Annotated in this window: 13 protein-coding genes and 1 tRNA gene; 3 read left to right on the top strand and 11 right to left on the bottom strand. The window is 64.1% G+C overall.

Going from position 1 to position 13,849, the window contains the following annotated elements; genetic code table 11:
• Nucleotides 1-6 precede the first annotated feature (6 nt).
• Genes pcnB through hda form a run of 3 tightly spaced genes read right to left on the bottom strand, consistent with a single transcriptional unit; the run spans nt 7 to nt 3,045 of the window.
• Complete coding sequence (pcnB, locus tag AB3X89_RS23630; RefSeq protein ID WP_368585425.1) at nt 7-1,617, bottom strand: polynucleotide adenylyltransferase PcnB; 1,611 nt, start codon at nt 1,615-1,617, stop codon at nt 7-9.
• Nucleotides 1,614-2,300 carry an HAD family phosphatase gene (locus AB3X89_RS23625; RefSeq protein ID WP_013088509.1) on the bottom strand — a complete coding sequence of 229 codons (687 nt, stop codon included), beginning with the start codon at nt 2,298-2,300 and terminating at the stop codon, nt 1,614-1,616. The genes pcnB and AB3X89_RS23625 overlap by 4 nt, the downstream gene beginning before the upstream one ends.
• Complete coding sequence (hda, locus tag AB3X89_RS23620) at nt 2,293-3,045, bottom strand: DnaA regulatory inactivator Hda (protein WP_368585424.1); 753 nt, start codon at nt 3,043-3,045, stop codon at nt 2,293-2,295. Before hda ends, AB3X89_RS23625 begins: the two co-directional genes overlap by 8 nt.
• Nucleotides 3,046-3,322: 277 nt before the next feature.
• Here hda and purM point away from each other — a divergent pair, with 277 nt between their 5' ends.
• Nucleotides 3,323-4,378 carry a phosphoribosylformylglycinamidine cyclo-ligase gene (purM, locus tag AB3X89_RS23615; protein ID WP_368585423.1) on the top strand — a complete coding sequence of 352 codons (1,056 nt, stop codon included), beginning with the start codon at nt 3,323-3,325 and terminating at the stop codon, nt 4,376-4,378.
• A gap of 91 nt (nt 4,379-4,469) precedes the next feature.
• Here the strand turns inward: purM and miaA are convergent, their stop codons facing one another.
• On the bottom strand, nt 4,470-5,450 hold the full coding sequence (gene miaA, locus AB3X89_RS23610) for a tRNA (adenosine(37)-N6)-dimethylallyltransferase MiaA (RefSeq protein WP_368585422.1): 981 nt from the start codon (nt 5,448-5,450) through the stop codon (nt 4,470-4,472).
• A gap of 46 nt (nt 5,451-5,496) precedes the next feature.
• Nucleotides 5,497-7,593, bottom strand: a complete 2,097-nt coding sequence (gene mutL / locus AB3X89_RS23605; RefSeq protein ID WP_368585421.1) for a DNA mismatch repair endonuclease MutL — start codon at nt 7,591-7,593, stop codon at nt 5,497-5,499.
• A 194-nt stretch (nt 7,594-7,787) separates the two neighbouring features.
• Here mutL and AB3X89_RS23600 point away from each other — a divergent pair, with 194 nt between their 5' ends.
• Complete coding sequence (locus AB3X89_RS23600; protein ID WP_176109485.1) at nt 7,788-8,459, top strand: VTT domain-containing protein; 672 nt, start codon at nt 7,788-7,790, stop codon at nt 8,457-8,459.
• 122 nt (nt 8,460-8,581) lie between these two features.
• On the opposite strand, the gene AB3X89_RS23595 is transcribed toward AB3X89_RS23600, so the two are convergent.
• Nucleotides 8,582-9,400, bottom strand: coding sequence for a mechanosensitive ion channel family protein (locus AB3X89_RS23595; RefSeq protein WP_018431865.1), 819 nt, complete (start codon nt 9,398-9,400; stop codon nt 8,582-8,584).
• A gap of 191 nt (nt 9,401-9,591) precedes the next feature.
• The gene (locus AB3X89_RS23590) at nt 9,592-9,966 is read right to left on the bottom strand and encodes a hypothetical protein (protein WP_368585420.1); all 375 of its coding nucleotides are present in this window, start codon (nt 9,964-9,966) and stop codon (nt 9,592-9,594) included.
• Nucleotides 9,967-10,405: 439 nt separating this feature from the next.
• On the opposite strand from AB3X89_RS23590, the gene AB3X89_RS23585 reads away from it, so the two are divergent.
• Nucleotides 10,406-10,729, top strand: a complete 324-nt coding sequence (locus AB3X89_RS23585; RefSeq protein ID WP_368585419.1) for a hypothetical protein — start codon at nt 10,406-10,408, stop codon at nt 10,727-10,729.
• 181 nt (nt 10,730-10,910) lie between these two features.
• On the opposite strand, the gene AB3X89_RS23580 is transcribed toward AB3X89_RS23585, so the two are convergent.
• The 4 genes from AB3X89_RS23580 to tolB form a co-directional block, all read right to left on the bottom strand.
• Nucleotides 10,911-10,986, bottom strand: a tRNA-Lys gene (locus tag AB3X89_RS23580).
• Nucleotides 10,987-11,173: 187 nt separating this feature from the next.
• Nucleotides 11,174-11,923, bottom strand: coding sequence for a tol-pal system protein YbgF (gene ybgF / locus AB3X89_RS23575; protein ID WP_368585418.1), 750 nt, complete (start codon nt 11,921-11,923; stop codon nt 11,174-11,176).
• Nucleotides 11,924-11,943: 20 nt separating this feature from the next.
• Nucleotides 11,944-12,450: a peptidoglycan-associated lipoprotein Pal gene (gene pal, locus AB3X89_RS23570; protein WP_368585417.1), complete on the bottom strand. Its 507-nt coding sequence runs from the start codon at nt 12,448-12,450 to the stop codon at nt 11,944-11,946.
• A gap of 32 nt (nt 12,451-12,482) precedes the next feature.
• Nucleotides 12,483-13,775 carry a Tol-Pal system beta propeller repeat protein TolB gene (tolB, locus tag AB3X89_RS23565; protein ID WP_368585416.1) on the bottom strand — a complete coding sequence of 431 codons (1,293 nt, stop codon included), beginning with the start codon at nt 13,773-13,775 and terminating at the stop codon, nt 12,483-12,485.
• Between the last annotated feature and the right edge of the window lie 74 nt (nt 13,776-13,849).

Raw genomic sequence — 13,849 nt, 5'->3', positions numbered from 1 at the left:
GCCGCGTCAGTCTTCGTGCGAGCCTTCGCGGCCCGCGTCGTTGTCCGTGCGTTCGGCGGACGAGCCGCCCTCCACCCCGTCACCTGATTTGCGGTTTCTGGCGCCACCGCGCCGCCGTCGTTTTCTGGGGCTCCGGTCTTTCCCGCCTTGCGTGAGCAATGCCTCGCGCGCGGCAGCGTCTCCTTCGATGAACTCCGTCCACCACGCACCGACCGACTCGTCGAGTTCGCCCGATGCGCAGCGCAACAGGAGGAAATCATACCCCGCTCTAAATCTTTGGTGTTCCAGCAGCTTCAGCGCGCTGCGGCCCGAGCGCTTTTCGAGGCGCAGCTGCAGACCCCAGATCTCGCGCATGTCGGCCGAGAAGCGCTTGTGGATCGCGAGCTTTTCGGTCTGCATGTCGAGCACTTCGTCCATCGCGCGATGCAGCGCCGGCACCGGATACTCGCCTTCGGCCTCGAACTTCTGCCAGCGCTGCTGCACGTCGTGCCACAACAGCGTCGCGAACAGGAAGCCCGGCGACACCGGCTTGCCGGCCAGCACGCGTGTATCTGTATTAGAGAGTGCCAGAGAAATGAATTTCTCGCCGGTCGGCTGCTCGAGCACCACGTCGAGCAGCGGCAGCAGCCCGTGATGCAGGCCTTCCTGGCGCAGCCGCTTCAGGCACGCGAGCGCGTGACCCGACAGCATCAGCTTCAGCATTTCGTCGAACAGACGCGCGGCGGGCACGTTGTTGATCAGATCGGCCATCTTCTCGATCGGCGCGCGCGTGGCGTCGTCGATCTCGAAGTCGAGCTTGGCGGCGAAGCGCACGACGCGCAGCATGCGCACCGGGTCCTCACGATAACGCGTGGCCGGGTCGCCGATCATGCGCAGCAGGCGCGTGCGCATGTCGGCCATGCCGTTGTGGTAGTCCAGCACGGTCTGCGTGGCCGGATCGTAGTACATCGCGTTGATCGTGAAGTCGCGGCGCGTGGCGTCCTCGTGCTGTTCACCCCACACGTTGTCGCGCAGCACGCGGCCGCTCGCGTCGACCGCGTGAGTGCGGCGGTCGAGCTCGTCGCGCTTCAGACGCTTCGGCGGCGGCGCGTCGGCCGCGGGCGGATCGACCAGCGCGCGGAACGTCGAGGTCTCGATGATTTCCTGGCCGAACTGCACGTGCACGATCTGGAAGCGCCGGCCGATGATGCGTGCTCTGCGGAACAGCTTCTGCACCTGTTCGGGCGTCGCGTCGGTCGCGACGTCGAAGTCTTTCGGCTTCACGCCGAGCAGCAGGTCGCGCACCGCGCCGCCGACGATGAACGCGCGGAAGCCCGCCTGTTGCAGGCCCTCGGTCACGCGGATCGCATTGCGCGAGATCAGCGTGGGGTCGATGCCGTGCACGTCGTGCGGAATGATGACGGGGACGTCCGGTTCGCGCGGCGCCTGTGCGGCGGCAGCGGCGGTCGATTTGCGACGCGGCCGCGCGGCCGTGCCGGATACGGTCGCGCCGGAAGCGGACTTGCCGCGCGCCGGCGGCTTGTCGTTGGCGTTGTCGTCGACGCTGGCGGCGGAGAGCGTGTCGTCAGCGCTCGCCGTGTCCTGGCCGAATAGCTTGCGGATGAGTTTCTTGATCACGAGGGTTGGAAGAGTTCGAGGATGCGCCAGCCTTTGGCCTGCGCATGGGCGCGCAACGTGTCGTCCGGATTGGTCGCGATGGGATCGGTGACTTTTTCGAGCAGCGGGATGTCGTTGTGCGAATCGCTATAGAAATAGCTGTGCTCGAAGTCGCTCCACGTCTTTCCGAGCGACGCGAGCCACATTTCAGTGCGCACGATCTTGCCTTCCTTGTAGCTCGGCGTGCCGGTCGGGCGGCCGGTATAAGCGCCGTGCGGATCGCCGCCGACGGTCTCCGCCTCGCACGCGATCAGCGTGTCGACGCCGAATGCCTGGGCGATCGGCCGCGTGATGAATTCGTTGGTCGCCGTGACGACGCAGCACAGGTCGCCCGCTTCGCGATGCTGTTTGACGAGCTCGATCGCCACCGGCTGGATGGCGGGCGTAATGACCTCGTGCATGTACTGCGCGTGAAAGTCCGCGAGCTGCGCGCGCGTGTACTTCGCGAGCGGCGTCAGCATGGCGATCAGATAAGCGTGAATGTCGAGCTTGCCGGCCTTGTAGTCGGCGTAGAAGCGGTCGTTTTCACGGGCGAAATTTTCGGCGTCGACCATACCTTTTTTCACCATGAAGCGGCCCCATTCGTGGTCGCTGTCCGTGGGAATGAGCGTGTGGTCGAGATCGAAGAGTGCAAGATTAGCCATGGGGGCCTATTTTACTTGAAGCCGGAAGAGCGGCGTGTGAACCCGGCGTGGTGGCGGGATCGGGCGAGGCGAGCATCGTGCGCAACAGCGGCAGCGTGACCGCGCGTTTCTGTTCGAGCGAGAAGCGGTCGAGCGCGTCGAGCAGCGCCATCAGGCTCGGCATGTCGCGGCGAAAATGCGTGAGCAGGTAGGCCGGCACGTCGTCGGCGAGCATGATGCCGCGCTCGCGCGCCGCGCGTTTCAGCACCGCGGCCTTCGCGTCGTCGGGCAGCGGCGCGAGATGAAACACCAGACCCCAGCCGAGGCGGGTGCGCAAATCCTCGCGCACCGTCATGGCGATCGGCGCCGCGTTGCCTGCGGCGACGAGCGCGCTGGTCGGATGCGCGCGCACCTCGTTGAACAGGTTGAACACGGCGATCTGCTGCGCGGCCGACAGCGCGTCGCAGTCGTCGATCGCATAGAGCGCGACGCGCGGATCGAAGCCGAAGGCGGCGAGGCTGCTTTGCGGACCGGCGAAGCGCGCATGTCCCGGCGGCGCTTCGTGCACGAGCGCCTGCAGCAGATGCGTGCGGCCGCTGCCGGCTTCGCCCCAGATGTAGAAGGTGCGATCGGCGACCGGTCCGGAGGCGAGCGCGTCGTCGAGCTCACGCAGGCGCGTGACCAGCTCGGCGTTCGCGCCGGCGAAGAAATTGTCGAATGTCGATGGCGGCGGGGTGCCGAGATCGAGCGTCAGTTGACGAAGCACAGTAGGGTTAATGCCGAAAATGAGGCTCGCGCCGCGAGTGGCCCGGACCTCGGGGCCTGGAACGTTGCCAGGCGCTTAGTTGTCGTGAAGCGTGCCCGCCGGGTCGTGAGGCCGAGCGTCGCGAAGGGCGGCGGACGGAATTGCGCGGGTCGGCGGCGCCGGAATCGGAGTGTCGTGTGGCAAAGTCGTTTCCAGGATTTCGTCGGAACGCGCGAATTCCAGCCAGGCGGCCAGCATCGGGTAAAATCGCATTTTACCGACCTTCGAGCTTTTCCCCATGAATCAACCGAAATCCGCTCCTGACGCCCAAGGTTTGTCGTATCGCGACGCCGGCGTGGACATCGATGCGGGCGACGCCCTCGTCGATGCCATCAAGCCCTTTGCCAAGAAGACCCTGCGCGACGGTGTGCTGGGCGGCATCGGCGGATTCGGCGCGCTGTTCGAAGTGCCGAAGAAGTACAAGGAGCCGGTGCTCGTGTCCGGCACCGACGGCGTCGGCACCAAGCTGCGTCTCGCGTTCCAGCTGAACAAGCACGACACGGTCGGCCAGGATCTCGTCGCGATGAGCGTCAACGACATCCTCGTGCAGGGCGCCGAGCCGCTGTTCTTCCTCGACTATTTCGCCTGCGGCAAGCTCGATGTCGGCACGGCGGCGACCGTCGTGAAGGGCATTGCGCAAGGCTGCGAGCTGTCGGGCTGCGCGCTGATCGGCGGCGAAACCGCGGAAATGCCGGGCATGTATCCGGACGGCGAATACGATCTGGCCGGTTTCGCGGTCGGCGCGGTGGAAAAGAGGAAGATCATCGACGGCAGCAAGATCGCTCCCGGCGACGTGGTGCTCGGGCTTGCTTCGAGCGGCATCCATTCGAACGGCTTTTCGCTGGTGCGCAAGATCATCGAGCGCGCCAATCCCGATCTGAACGCGGACTTCGACGGCCGCCCGCTCGCGGACGCGCTGATGGCGCCGACGCGCATCTACGTAAAGCCGTTGCTCGCGCTGATGCAGCAGCTCGAGGTGAAGGGTATGGCGCACATCACCGGCGGCGGCCTGGTCGAGAACATTCCGCGCGTGCTGCGCGAGGGTCTGACGGCCGAGCTCGATCATCGCGCGTGGCCGCTGCCGCCGCTGTTCTCGTGGCTGCAGAAGCACGGCGGCGTCGCCGATGCTGAAATGCACCGCGTGTTCAACTGCGGTATCGGTATGGCGGTGATCGTGTCGGCCGCGGATGCCCAGGCGGCAATCGGTCAGCTGTCCGCGGCGGGCGAGCAGGTCTGGAAGATCGGCACGGTCCGTGAGAGCGCGGCGGGTGAAGCGCAGACGGTCGTGGTCTAACGATTGACGAGGGTTCGCGTGGCGTGCAGCAACGGCGCGCCACGCGGGCTTCGAATCCCGTGCTTTACATTTCCCGCTTCAAATCCCCGCTTCAGATCCCTCCGATTCCCTCACTTCGATCGTCGTCTCGAACCAGCGTCTCGATCAACTCCACCACCCGCGCCGTCGCGTGCGGATCGCAGCAATCCACCACCTGTCTCTCCGGCATGCTGCGCAGCCACGTGAGCTGCCGCTTGCAGAGTTGCCGCGTCGCGAAGATGCCCTTGTCGCGCATGGTCCGATAATCGACCGCGCCATCGAGGTATTCCCACACCTGCCGATAGCCGACGCAGCGCATCGACGACATCTCGGGCAGCAGGTCGCCGCGCGCGCGCAGCTTCACCACTTCATCGATGAACCCATGTGCGAGCATCGCATCGAAGCGCTGCTCGATGCGCGCGTGCAGCACGCCACGCTCGGACGGCTCCAGCGCGACCGGCACGAAGCGCCATGCCGACGCGGCGTCGTCGGTGCGCGCGGGCGCGGCGAGCAGCGCCGACATCGGCTGGCCGGTCAGCATGAAAACTTCCAGCGCGCGCTGGATGCGCTGCGAATCGTTCGGCGCGAGACGCGCGGCCGTGACCGGATCGAGCGCGGCGAGTCGTGCGTGAAGCGCCGGCCAGCCGTCGCGGGCGGCATCGGCGTCGAGCGTCGCGCGTAGTTCGGCATCGGCGCCGGGCAGATCGTTGAGTCCGTGCGTGAGCGCCTTGTAGTACAGCATCGTGCCGCCGACCAGCAGCGGCAGCCGCCCGCGCGCATGAATTTCATCGACGAGCCGCAGCGTATCGGCGCGAAACTGTGCGGCCGAGTACGAGTCGGCCGGATCGACGATATCGATCAGATGATGCGGCGCGACCGCGCGTTCTTCCGCGGTCGGCTTCGCGGTGCCGATGTCCATCTCGCGATAGACGAGCGCAGAGTCGACGCTGATGATTTCGACTGGCCGCCGCGCGGCGAGCGCGAGCGCGGCGGCGGTCTTGCCGGACGCGGTCGGGCCGAGCAGGCACGGGATCAGGGTAGGGCGTGACGTCATGGGCAAGCGGGCGCGCAGCGCGGGCGGTGTGATCGAACGCGGCGCGTTACTGGCCGCGCATGAACAGCCGATCGAGATCGGCCAGCGTCAGCTGATACCAGGTCGGACGCCCGTGGTTGCACTGGTCGGCGCGCTCGGTCGCTTCCATCTGGCGCAACAGCGCATTCATTTCGTCGAGCGTCAGACGCCGGTTCGCGCGCACCGCGTGATGGCACGCGAGCGTGCCGAGCAGTTCGTGCTGACGCTCGGTCAGCACCCGCGAACCGCCGAACGCGTGCAGGTCGGACAGCACCGCGCGCGCGAGCGCTTGCAGATCCGCGTCCTTCAGCAACGCGGGGACTGCGCGGATCGCGAGCGTGGTCGGCGACAGCACCGCGAGGTCGAAGCCGAGCGCATCGAGCGTATCGCGCTCTTCCTCGACCGTGCCGATTTCGACCGGATCGGCCTGCATCGTCTGCGGAATCAACAGCGGCTGCACGGCGATCGCGCGGTCGGCCAGCGCGTTCTTGAACTGCTCGTACAGGATGCGCTCGTGCGCGGCATGCATGTCGACGATCACGAGCCCGTGGCGGTTCTGCGCGAGCACGTAGATGCCGTGGATCTGGCCGAGCGCGAAGCCGAGCGGCTGATCGTCGGTGGCATCGAATGCGGGGGAAGCCGAGCGCGACGCGAACGGTGGTGCGTCGTACGGCGACGTCGTTTCGCTCGCCGAGTCGCGTGCTTCGAACAGCGACGCGCCCTCGACCCGGCCCGCGAGCGGATCCTTGCGGCCGAACAGCGCGTCGTAACCGGCGAGCGGTTGCGCGACCGGCAGTGTGCCTTGCGTCATGCGCGCCTGGCGCATCCACGTGTTGCCGGGCTGCGAGGCGCCGAAGCTGCTGAACCCGTTGCCGCCGCCAAAGCTGCCACGGCTCCCGGCGTCGAAGCCCGCGCCGCTCGAAACACCGGCGCCCGCGACAATGCCGTCGCCTGCGCCGCTGCTGCCACCCAGCGGCGTCGAGCCAAACGAAGCCGGTCCTCCGGCCGACGGCTCCAGGTGCGCCGCATGCCCGCCAGCCGTCGTTTCCGGCGACGCGCCCGCGTGCCGCGCGAGCGCGCGCTGCACCGCATGGAACACGAACTGGTGGATCGAGCGCGAATCGCGGAAACGCACCTCGATTTTCGACGGATGCACGTTCACGTCGACGCCCTCTGGCGGCAAATCGAGGAACAGCACGTACGACGGATAACGCTCACCGTGCAGCACGTCTTCATACGCGGCGCGTACCGCGTGCGTAAGCAGCTTATCCCGCACGAAGCGGCCGTTGACGAAGAAATACTGTTGATCGGCGCGGCCGCGGCTTGCGGTCGGCAGACCGGCGCAGCCGTAGATTGCGAGCGGGCCGGCGGATTCGTCGAGCGGTAAATGGGCGGTCGCGAACGTGTCGCCGAGAATCTTCGCTACGCGCGCGGGCGGCTCGCTCGCGTTCCAGTGTTCGACGGCCTTGCCGTTGTGCAGCACGGAGATCGCGACGTCCGGCCGCGCGAGAGCGGCGCGGCGGATCTGTTCGAGACAGTGGCCGAGTTCGGTCTGTTCGCTCTTCAGGAATTTGCGGCGCGCGGGCGTGTTGAAGTACAGCTCGCGGACTTCGATCGTCGTGCCTTGCGTGCCGGCAGCGGGGCTCAGCACGCCGGTCTCCGCATCGATGCGTACCGCGTGCGGCACGTCGGCCGTGCGGCTCGTGATGCTCATCTGCGCGACCGACGCAATCGACGCCAGCGCTTCACCGCGAAACCCGAGCGTCGCGACCGCTTCGAGCTCGGCAAGCGAGCGGATCTTGCTGGTCGCATGGCGCGTCAGTGCGAGTACGAGTTCGTTCTCGGGGATGCCGCAGCCGTCGTCGGTGATCGAGATGCGTTTGACGCCGCCTTCGTCCAGCAGGATGCGCAGCGTCTGCGCGCCCGCGTCGAGCGCATTCTCGAGCAGCTCCTTGACCACCGACGCCGGCCGCTCGACCACTTCGCCGGCGGCGATCTGGCTGATCAGCTGATCGGGGAGCGGCTGGATCGCGCGCAGCGGACGCGGCGCGGGCGCCGCGCGGGAGCCGTCGGAGGGTGCGGCCGCGGCCGCGGTGCCCGCAGGCGTTTCGGAGAATTCGGACATGGCGAAATTATAGCGACTCGGCGCACGCCGCCCGTGCCGACGCCCGACCCGCAGTTTTTTAATCGAACCGAGGCACTTTCTGTATCATGTCGCGGTCAATTCGCAGCGGTCGGCCCGCCGCTTGCTGCCCCTGTTATTGGGTCGCGCGACGGCCGTTTCTCCTCTACGCAAACACTGGTTTATAAGGACATTCCTTGGATACGTTGCTCCATTTCGCCAACCTTGTCCTACACATCGACAAGTTCCTCGGGGACTTCATCCAGGTGTATGGCACTTGGGTCTACGCGGTGCTATTCGCAATCGTGTTCGCAGAAACCGGACTCGTGGTTCTGCCATTTCTGCCAGGCGACTCGCTGCTGTTCATCGGCGGCGCGTTCTGCGCGGCCGGGCAGATGCATCTCGGGCTGCTGATCCTGCTGCTGCTGGTGGCGGCAATCGGCGGCAATACGACCAACTATCTGATCGGCCGTGCGATCGGACCGCGCGTGTTCAATTCGCATATTCCGGTGCTCGAGCGTTTTCTCGATCGTGCCGCGCTGCAAAAGACTCACGATTTCTATGAGAAACACGGCGGCAAGACGATCGTGCTCGCGCGTTTCATCCCGGTCGTGCGGACCTTTGCGCCGTTCGTGGCGGGTGCGTCGTCGATGACGTGGAGCCGCTTCCAGATGTTCAATGTCGTCGGCGCGCTGTCGTGGGTGCTGCTGCTCGTGCTGCTCGGCTATTTCTTCGGCAACATTCCGTTCATCCGTCAGTATCTGAACGTGATCGTGCTGGTCGGTATCGGCGCGGCAATCGTGCCGGTCGTGCTCGCCGCGTTGTGGAAGATGCTGCGCAAGAATGGCGCGAACGCGAGTACGCGTTGACGAGCTGTTGCCAGGTTTATTTCAGGCCTTGAAAACCGGAAGGCGTCGCGAATCTCGCGACGCCTTTTTTCATGCCGCGGTGCCGGCGACGCGTGCCGGCTTCGCGCGCATGTTAGATCACATCAATCGCGCGTGATCGCGCGCGGCGCGAGCGGCGTTTCCGGCGTCGGATAGCCGGCTTCCTTGAAGGTCTGCACGATCGCGCGATTGGTGTCGAAGTAGACCTGCCAGTAGTTCTGGTTGGACGAATAAGGACGCACGCACAGCAGCGGTCCTTCCGGCGTGAAGCTCAAGACCTCGATGTCCGGCGCGGGGTTTTCGGACACGTTCGGAATCTTCGCGACGGCGGCTTTCAGACGCGCGATCGCGTCGGTCGGATCGACGCCGTTTGCGATCTTCGCGGTCAGCTCGACGCGCCGGAACGGCAGCACGCTGTAGTTCGAGATGGTGTCGGAAAAGATCTTGTTGTTGCCGACGATGGTCATTACGTTGTCCGGCGTGACGATCGTCGTGCCGAACAGGCCCAACTCGGTGACGGTGCCGGTGACCCCCGCGGCCGTGACGAAATCGCCGACCTTGAACGGTCGCAGCACCTGCATGAACACGCCGGCCGCGAAGTGCGCGAGCAGGCCGCCCCATGCAGTACCGATCGCGAGGCCGAGACCGGCGAGCAATGCGGCGAACGACGTCGTCTGCACACCGAAGATTTGCAGGATTGCGAGGACGAGCAGCAGGTTCAGCAACGCGCCGAGAATCGACGCGAGGTAGTGAGCGAGCGTCGGATCGACCTTGCCATTGCGCGCGAGCACCTTGCGCAACAGGTTGGAGATCAGCCCGATGACCCAGCGGCCGACGATCCACAGCACGATGGCGCCGATCACCTTGGTGCCGATGTCGATGCCCCGGGTCATGATGAATGCACGTGCGGTTTCGATATCCAAGATGTTCCTCGTTATAAGTTGTCATCAACGGATTGAACGACGGTGGTGCCATGACCCACAACGCGCGGTCTTCGGGAGTTATAGCCGACGGCGCCCGCCTGCGCAAGGACCGTTCCTGCGCTGCTCGCGGGCGGCAATTGAGAGACGAAGAATGGCGGGAGTATGTGAGAAGCCGGTCGAGCGCGCCGCGCCTACATGCGCAGCCGCGATTCGGAATACGGTGACGTGCGGATGACAACTGCGTTGTCCTGGTCGCTTTTCACGGCTCGCCTGCGCGTCGACATGCGATGCCACGAGAAAGCGATCACGATTGCGAGCGCATATGCGCCAGCACGCTGAAGAAATAAAGTCGGCCGGACGAATTGTCCGTAGCGGCTCTGCGCGTCGGCGAACACGACAAAGGTCAACAAGCCGTCGAGCACGCACGCGACCAGCGCGAGCACGATGAAAATCACCGGGCCACTCAAGGTAGCACCCAACCCAAACCGGTTATACAGTCGACAGGCCATCGACACGATGGCGAGCAAGGCGAGGTTCGATAGCAGATCGAACAGAAAGTTGGTCATTATCGGTTCAATGAAAAAGCAATGCGCCGTGGGTTTGCCGGAACGTATGCTCACGCAAGGTTCAGACATGCTCCGCTGATTCGGCGGCGATCATTGCATATCTTTTCATCTCGATAAATAACCAGAAGAAGCGATAACCGTGTCACTCTTTCTTTCGAGCGCTTTTATGTGCAATTGGAATGTGAAGAGTCGCAGGCCTCCGGTCACGCGAGAACCGCTGTCGGCCCAAGGAAAGAAATCGCCGTTGACACCGCCCTGTCGTAGCCGTATGTCATCTTCGTAGCGATTGCCGCCGACTTCGAAGTTGTGCAACAGATTGCACTGTGGTGAAAACACCAAATCGACATTGTTTAAATTTTGACAAGTCGCTCCGAGCGTCTATCCGTGCGAGGATCAAATGTCGATGTTCCTGACATGAAGATCCAGTTACGGGGGCTCCATGAGTAGCATTCCGCTTATCTGGGCAGCGGTGCCGCATAACAGCGACGGTGTTGTCTTTCAGATCCAACTTGGCCGCGGGCTTCAGCGTTTTCACGTGTCGCGGCGCGTGCTCGAGGATGTGTTCGAGCTCGAACGGAAAGCGTCCGACGCACGCCAACTCGAATTCTTCTACGTGCACGAGCAGCGCATTCTCGCGCGCGCCAGCGCAAAGCGCGCGACACCCAACTCGACCACCGTTTCATTACAGGCCGCCGATTTCGGCGTGTCGAACGACAGCGAGCGCTGGGCGAGGCCGAGCGGCATCGCGCACGGCCTCGTCTAGGCGAGAATGGGCGGCGGTGACTGCTTTCGTCCGCGCCGAACTCGATGTCACCGGATAGACCCGATGCTGCCAGACCCGATGCTGCCGCGCGTCGCGCGCCATCGTTTTCGACGTTTGCGGGTGCGGGCAACGGAAAAAGAAAAGGGCCGACATGCATTCGCATGTCAGCCCTCGAATCTTTTGGTAGGCCGTACGGGATTCGAACCTGTGACCAACGGATTAAAAGTCCGCTGCTCTACCAGCTGAGCTAACGACCCAAAAGAGAAGCGAAATTATATCGGCGAACCGATGACCTGTCAACAGTACAAGGCCGTCAGGCCAAAATGAAAAGCCCGGGCATCACTACCCGGGCTTCCCAGCGAGAGGCGCGCGTGGCTATCACTTCGGACACTGCGCGTTACTGCCGACAACTACATCAAAACGTGATCAATCCGCCACCGCGAACTACTTGATCTGCGACAGCTTGCTCTGCGCCGACTGCGCGACGTCCGAGCCGGCGTATTGCGCGACGATCTGCTCGAGCGTCTTTTTCGCCGCGGCCTTCTGGCCTTGTTCGAGCTGATTGTTCGCGATCGCGAGCAGCGCTTCCGGCGCGCGCGGATGCTGCGGGTACTTGGCCACGATACCTTGCCAGACCGCCGTCGAACCCTTGTAGTCGCGCAGTGCATACAGCGCGTTGCCGAGCCAGTATTGCGCGGTCGGCTGATAGGGGCTGCTCGGATATTTGGAGATGAAGCTGCGGAACGATGCCGCCGCGCTCTTGAAGTCCCCGCTGCGGAACTGCTGTGAAGCCGCGTTGAACGCATCGGTTTCACCCGGCTGCACCTCGCCCTGGACGCCATCCACCGTCTGCTGCTGCGGCTCGAATTTCTTCAGGCGCGTGTCGAGATCGGTGTAGTAGTCCTTCTGCTGCTTTTGCAGCGTCGTGAGCTGGTTCGCCATGTCCTCGTTCTGTCCGCGCAGCGTCGCGACCTGCTGGTTCAGCTGGTCGAGACGGTTGGACTGATCGAGGATCGTGCGCTGCGCCGCCGACAGCTGGCTCGACAGACTATCGGTCTTCGAGCGCAGATCGAGAATGGCCTGGCGGGCCTGATCGTCGTCGAACATGCCCGCGTGGGCGGGCACGGCCACGAGGGCCGAGCCTGCTACGCAGGCCGCTGCGGCAACCCGCAGCCAGGAGAAACGATGCGTCATTCGGCTTATCACCCGTTGACTTACTGTTGATACACGAGGTCGGCGCGGCGGTTCTGTGCCCACGACGCTTCGTCATGACCCGTTGCCAGCGGCTTTTCCTTGCCGAGGCTCACGGCTTCCATCTGCGAATCCGACACGCCCATCAGCGACAGCGAACGACGCACGGCTTCAGCACGCTTCTGGCCGAGTGCCAGGTTGTATTCGCTGGTGCCGCGCTCGTCGGTGTTGCCCTGGATCAGCACGTGACGCTGCGGGTGACCCTTCAGATATTGCGCGTGTTGTTGCAGCAGCGCTTGATAGTCGTCCTTCACCGAGTAGCTGTCGAAGTCGAAGTAGATGCTGCGCTTTGCGAGCGGGCTGTTCGGATCGTTCAGCGGGTCGACGTTGACCGTCGCGACGTCGTTCGGATTCGGTTGACCCGAGCCTGCGCCCTTGCCGGCGTTTTCGTCGAGCTTGACGCCAGAGTGACATGCGGCCAATGCACCGACCATCACGACGGCGAATGCGAAACGAAGTTTGGACATCATTTGATTACTCTCCTTGTGTTATTGCATCAACGTTATTGCATAAACGGGCCCCAGGATGGCTCGCGTACGCTGCCCCCCTGAACGGACAGGACCTGCCGAGTGCGACCATCGGTCGATACTGCGGCCAACACGCCACGGCCGTTCACCTGAGTGGCGTAAAGAATGTACTGACCGTTCGCCGCGAAGCTCGGCGATTCGTCATGTGAAGTGTCCGTCAGGCCCGTAGCGGTTCCGCCTTGCAGGTCCTGGATGTACAGCTTGAATGCACCGCCGACGCGCGAGATGTAGGCAAGCTCCTTGCCGTCAGGACTCACACGCGGGCTGGTGTTGTAGCTGCCCGTAAACGTGACGCGTTGCGCGTTGCCCGCGCTTTCGCCTTGCGCCGGCATCTTGTAGATCTGCGGAGCGCCGCCGCGGTCGCTCGTGAAATAGATCCACTGACCGTCAGGAGAGTAGGTCGGCTCGGTGTCGATCGAGCTGCCCTGCGTGAGACGACGCAGACCGCTGCCGTCCGCGTTGACCGCGAAAATCTGCGTATTGCCGGTACGCGACAACGCGACGGCGAGCGTGCGGCCATCCGGCGACCACGCCGGCGCGCTGTTGTTGCCCTTCTGGTCCGATACGACGATGCGCCGGCCCGTAGGCAGGTCGTGGATATAGACGATCGGCTTCTTCTTCTCGAACGACACGTACGCGACCTTGGTGCCGTCCGGCGACCAGGCCGGCGAGATGATCGGCTCGGGGCTCGACAGCGCGATATGCGCGTCCTGGCCGTCCGAATCCGAGATCTGCAGCTGGTAGCGGTTGCCCGACTTGATCACATACGACAGGCGCGTCGCGAACACGCCGCGATTGCCCATCAGCTTGGCGTAAATGTAGTCCGCGACCTTGTGCGCGCTCATGCGCAGACCGCTTTCCGGGCTCACTAGCACGAGGCCGCCGAGGCTTTCCCCCTTGACCGTGTCGTACAGCTTGAAGCGCACTTCGTACTGGCCGTTCGGCAGGCGGTTCACGCTGCCCGCGACGAACGCATTGGCGCCCTTCGCCTTCCATGCGCCGAGGTCGACGGAGTCGGTCTCGGGCACTGGCGCCGAGCCTGCGTCGATATTCGTGAATTTGCCGCTGCGTTGCAGATCCTGACGCACGATCGTGCTGACCTGCTGCGGGGAGTTCGCTTCATTGGCGAAATTCGCCGTTGCGATCGGAAACTGGGTGGATCCAACGCCCGTCACGAGGACGTTGAGTTGTGCGTTGGCGGCGCCGCCGACGGCGATCAGGCACGTTGCCACGAGTGTTCGCAGGCCTAGCTTGGTCATCAAACTCATGCTGTATGGGTTCCTCAAAACGGTTTTACTTAATACTCGAAGACAGCAGACAGACCGGTAAACGGTTATTTCGT

It is taken from the genome of Paraburkholderia sp. BR14320, from assembly GCF_040948665.1.
Taxonomy (GTDB): Bacteria; Pseudomonadota; Gammaproteobacteria; order Burkholderiales; family Burkholderiaceae; genus Paraburkholderia; species Paraburkholderia youngii.
Note: the sequence above shows the minus strand (reverse complement) of the source record. Positions and strands in the feature narration are given on the sequence as shown.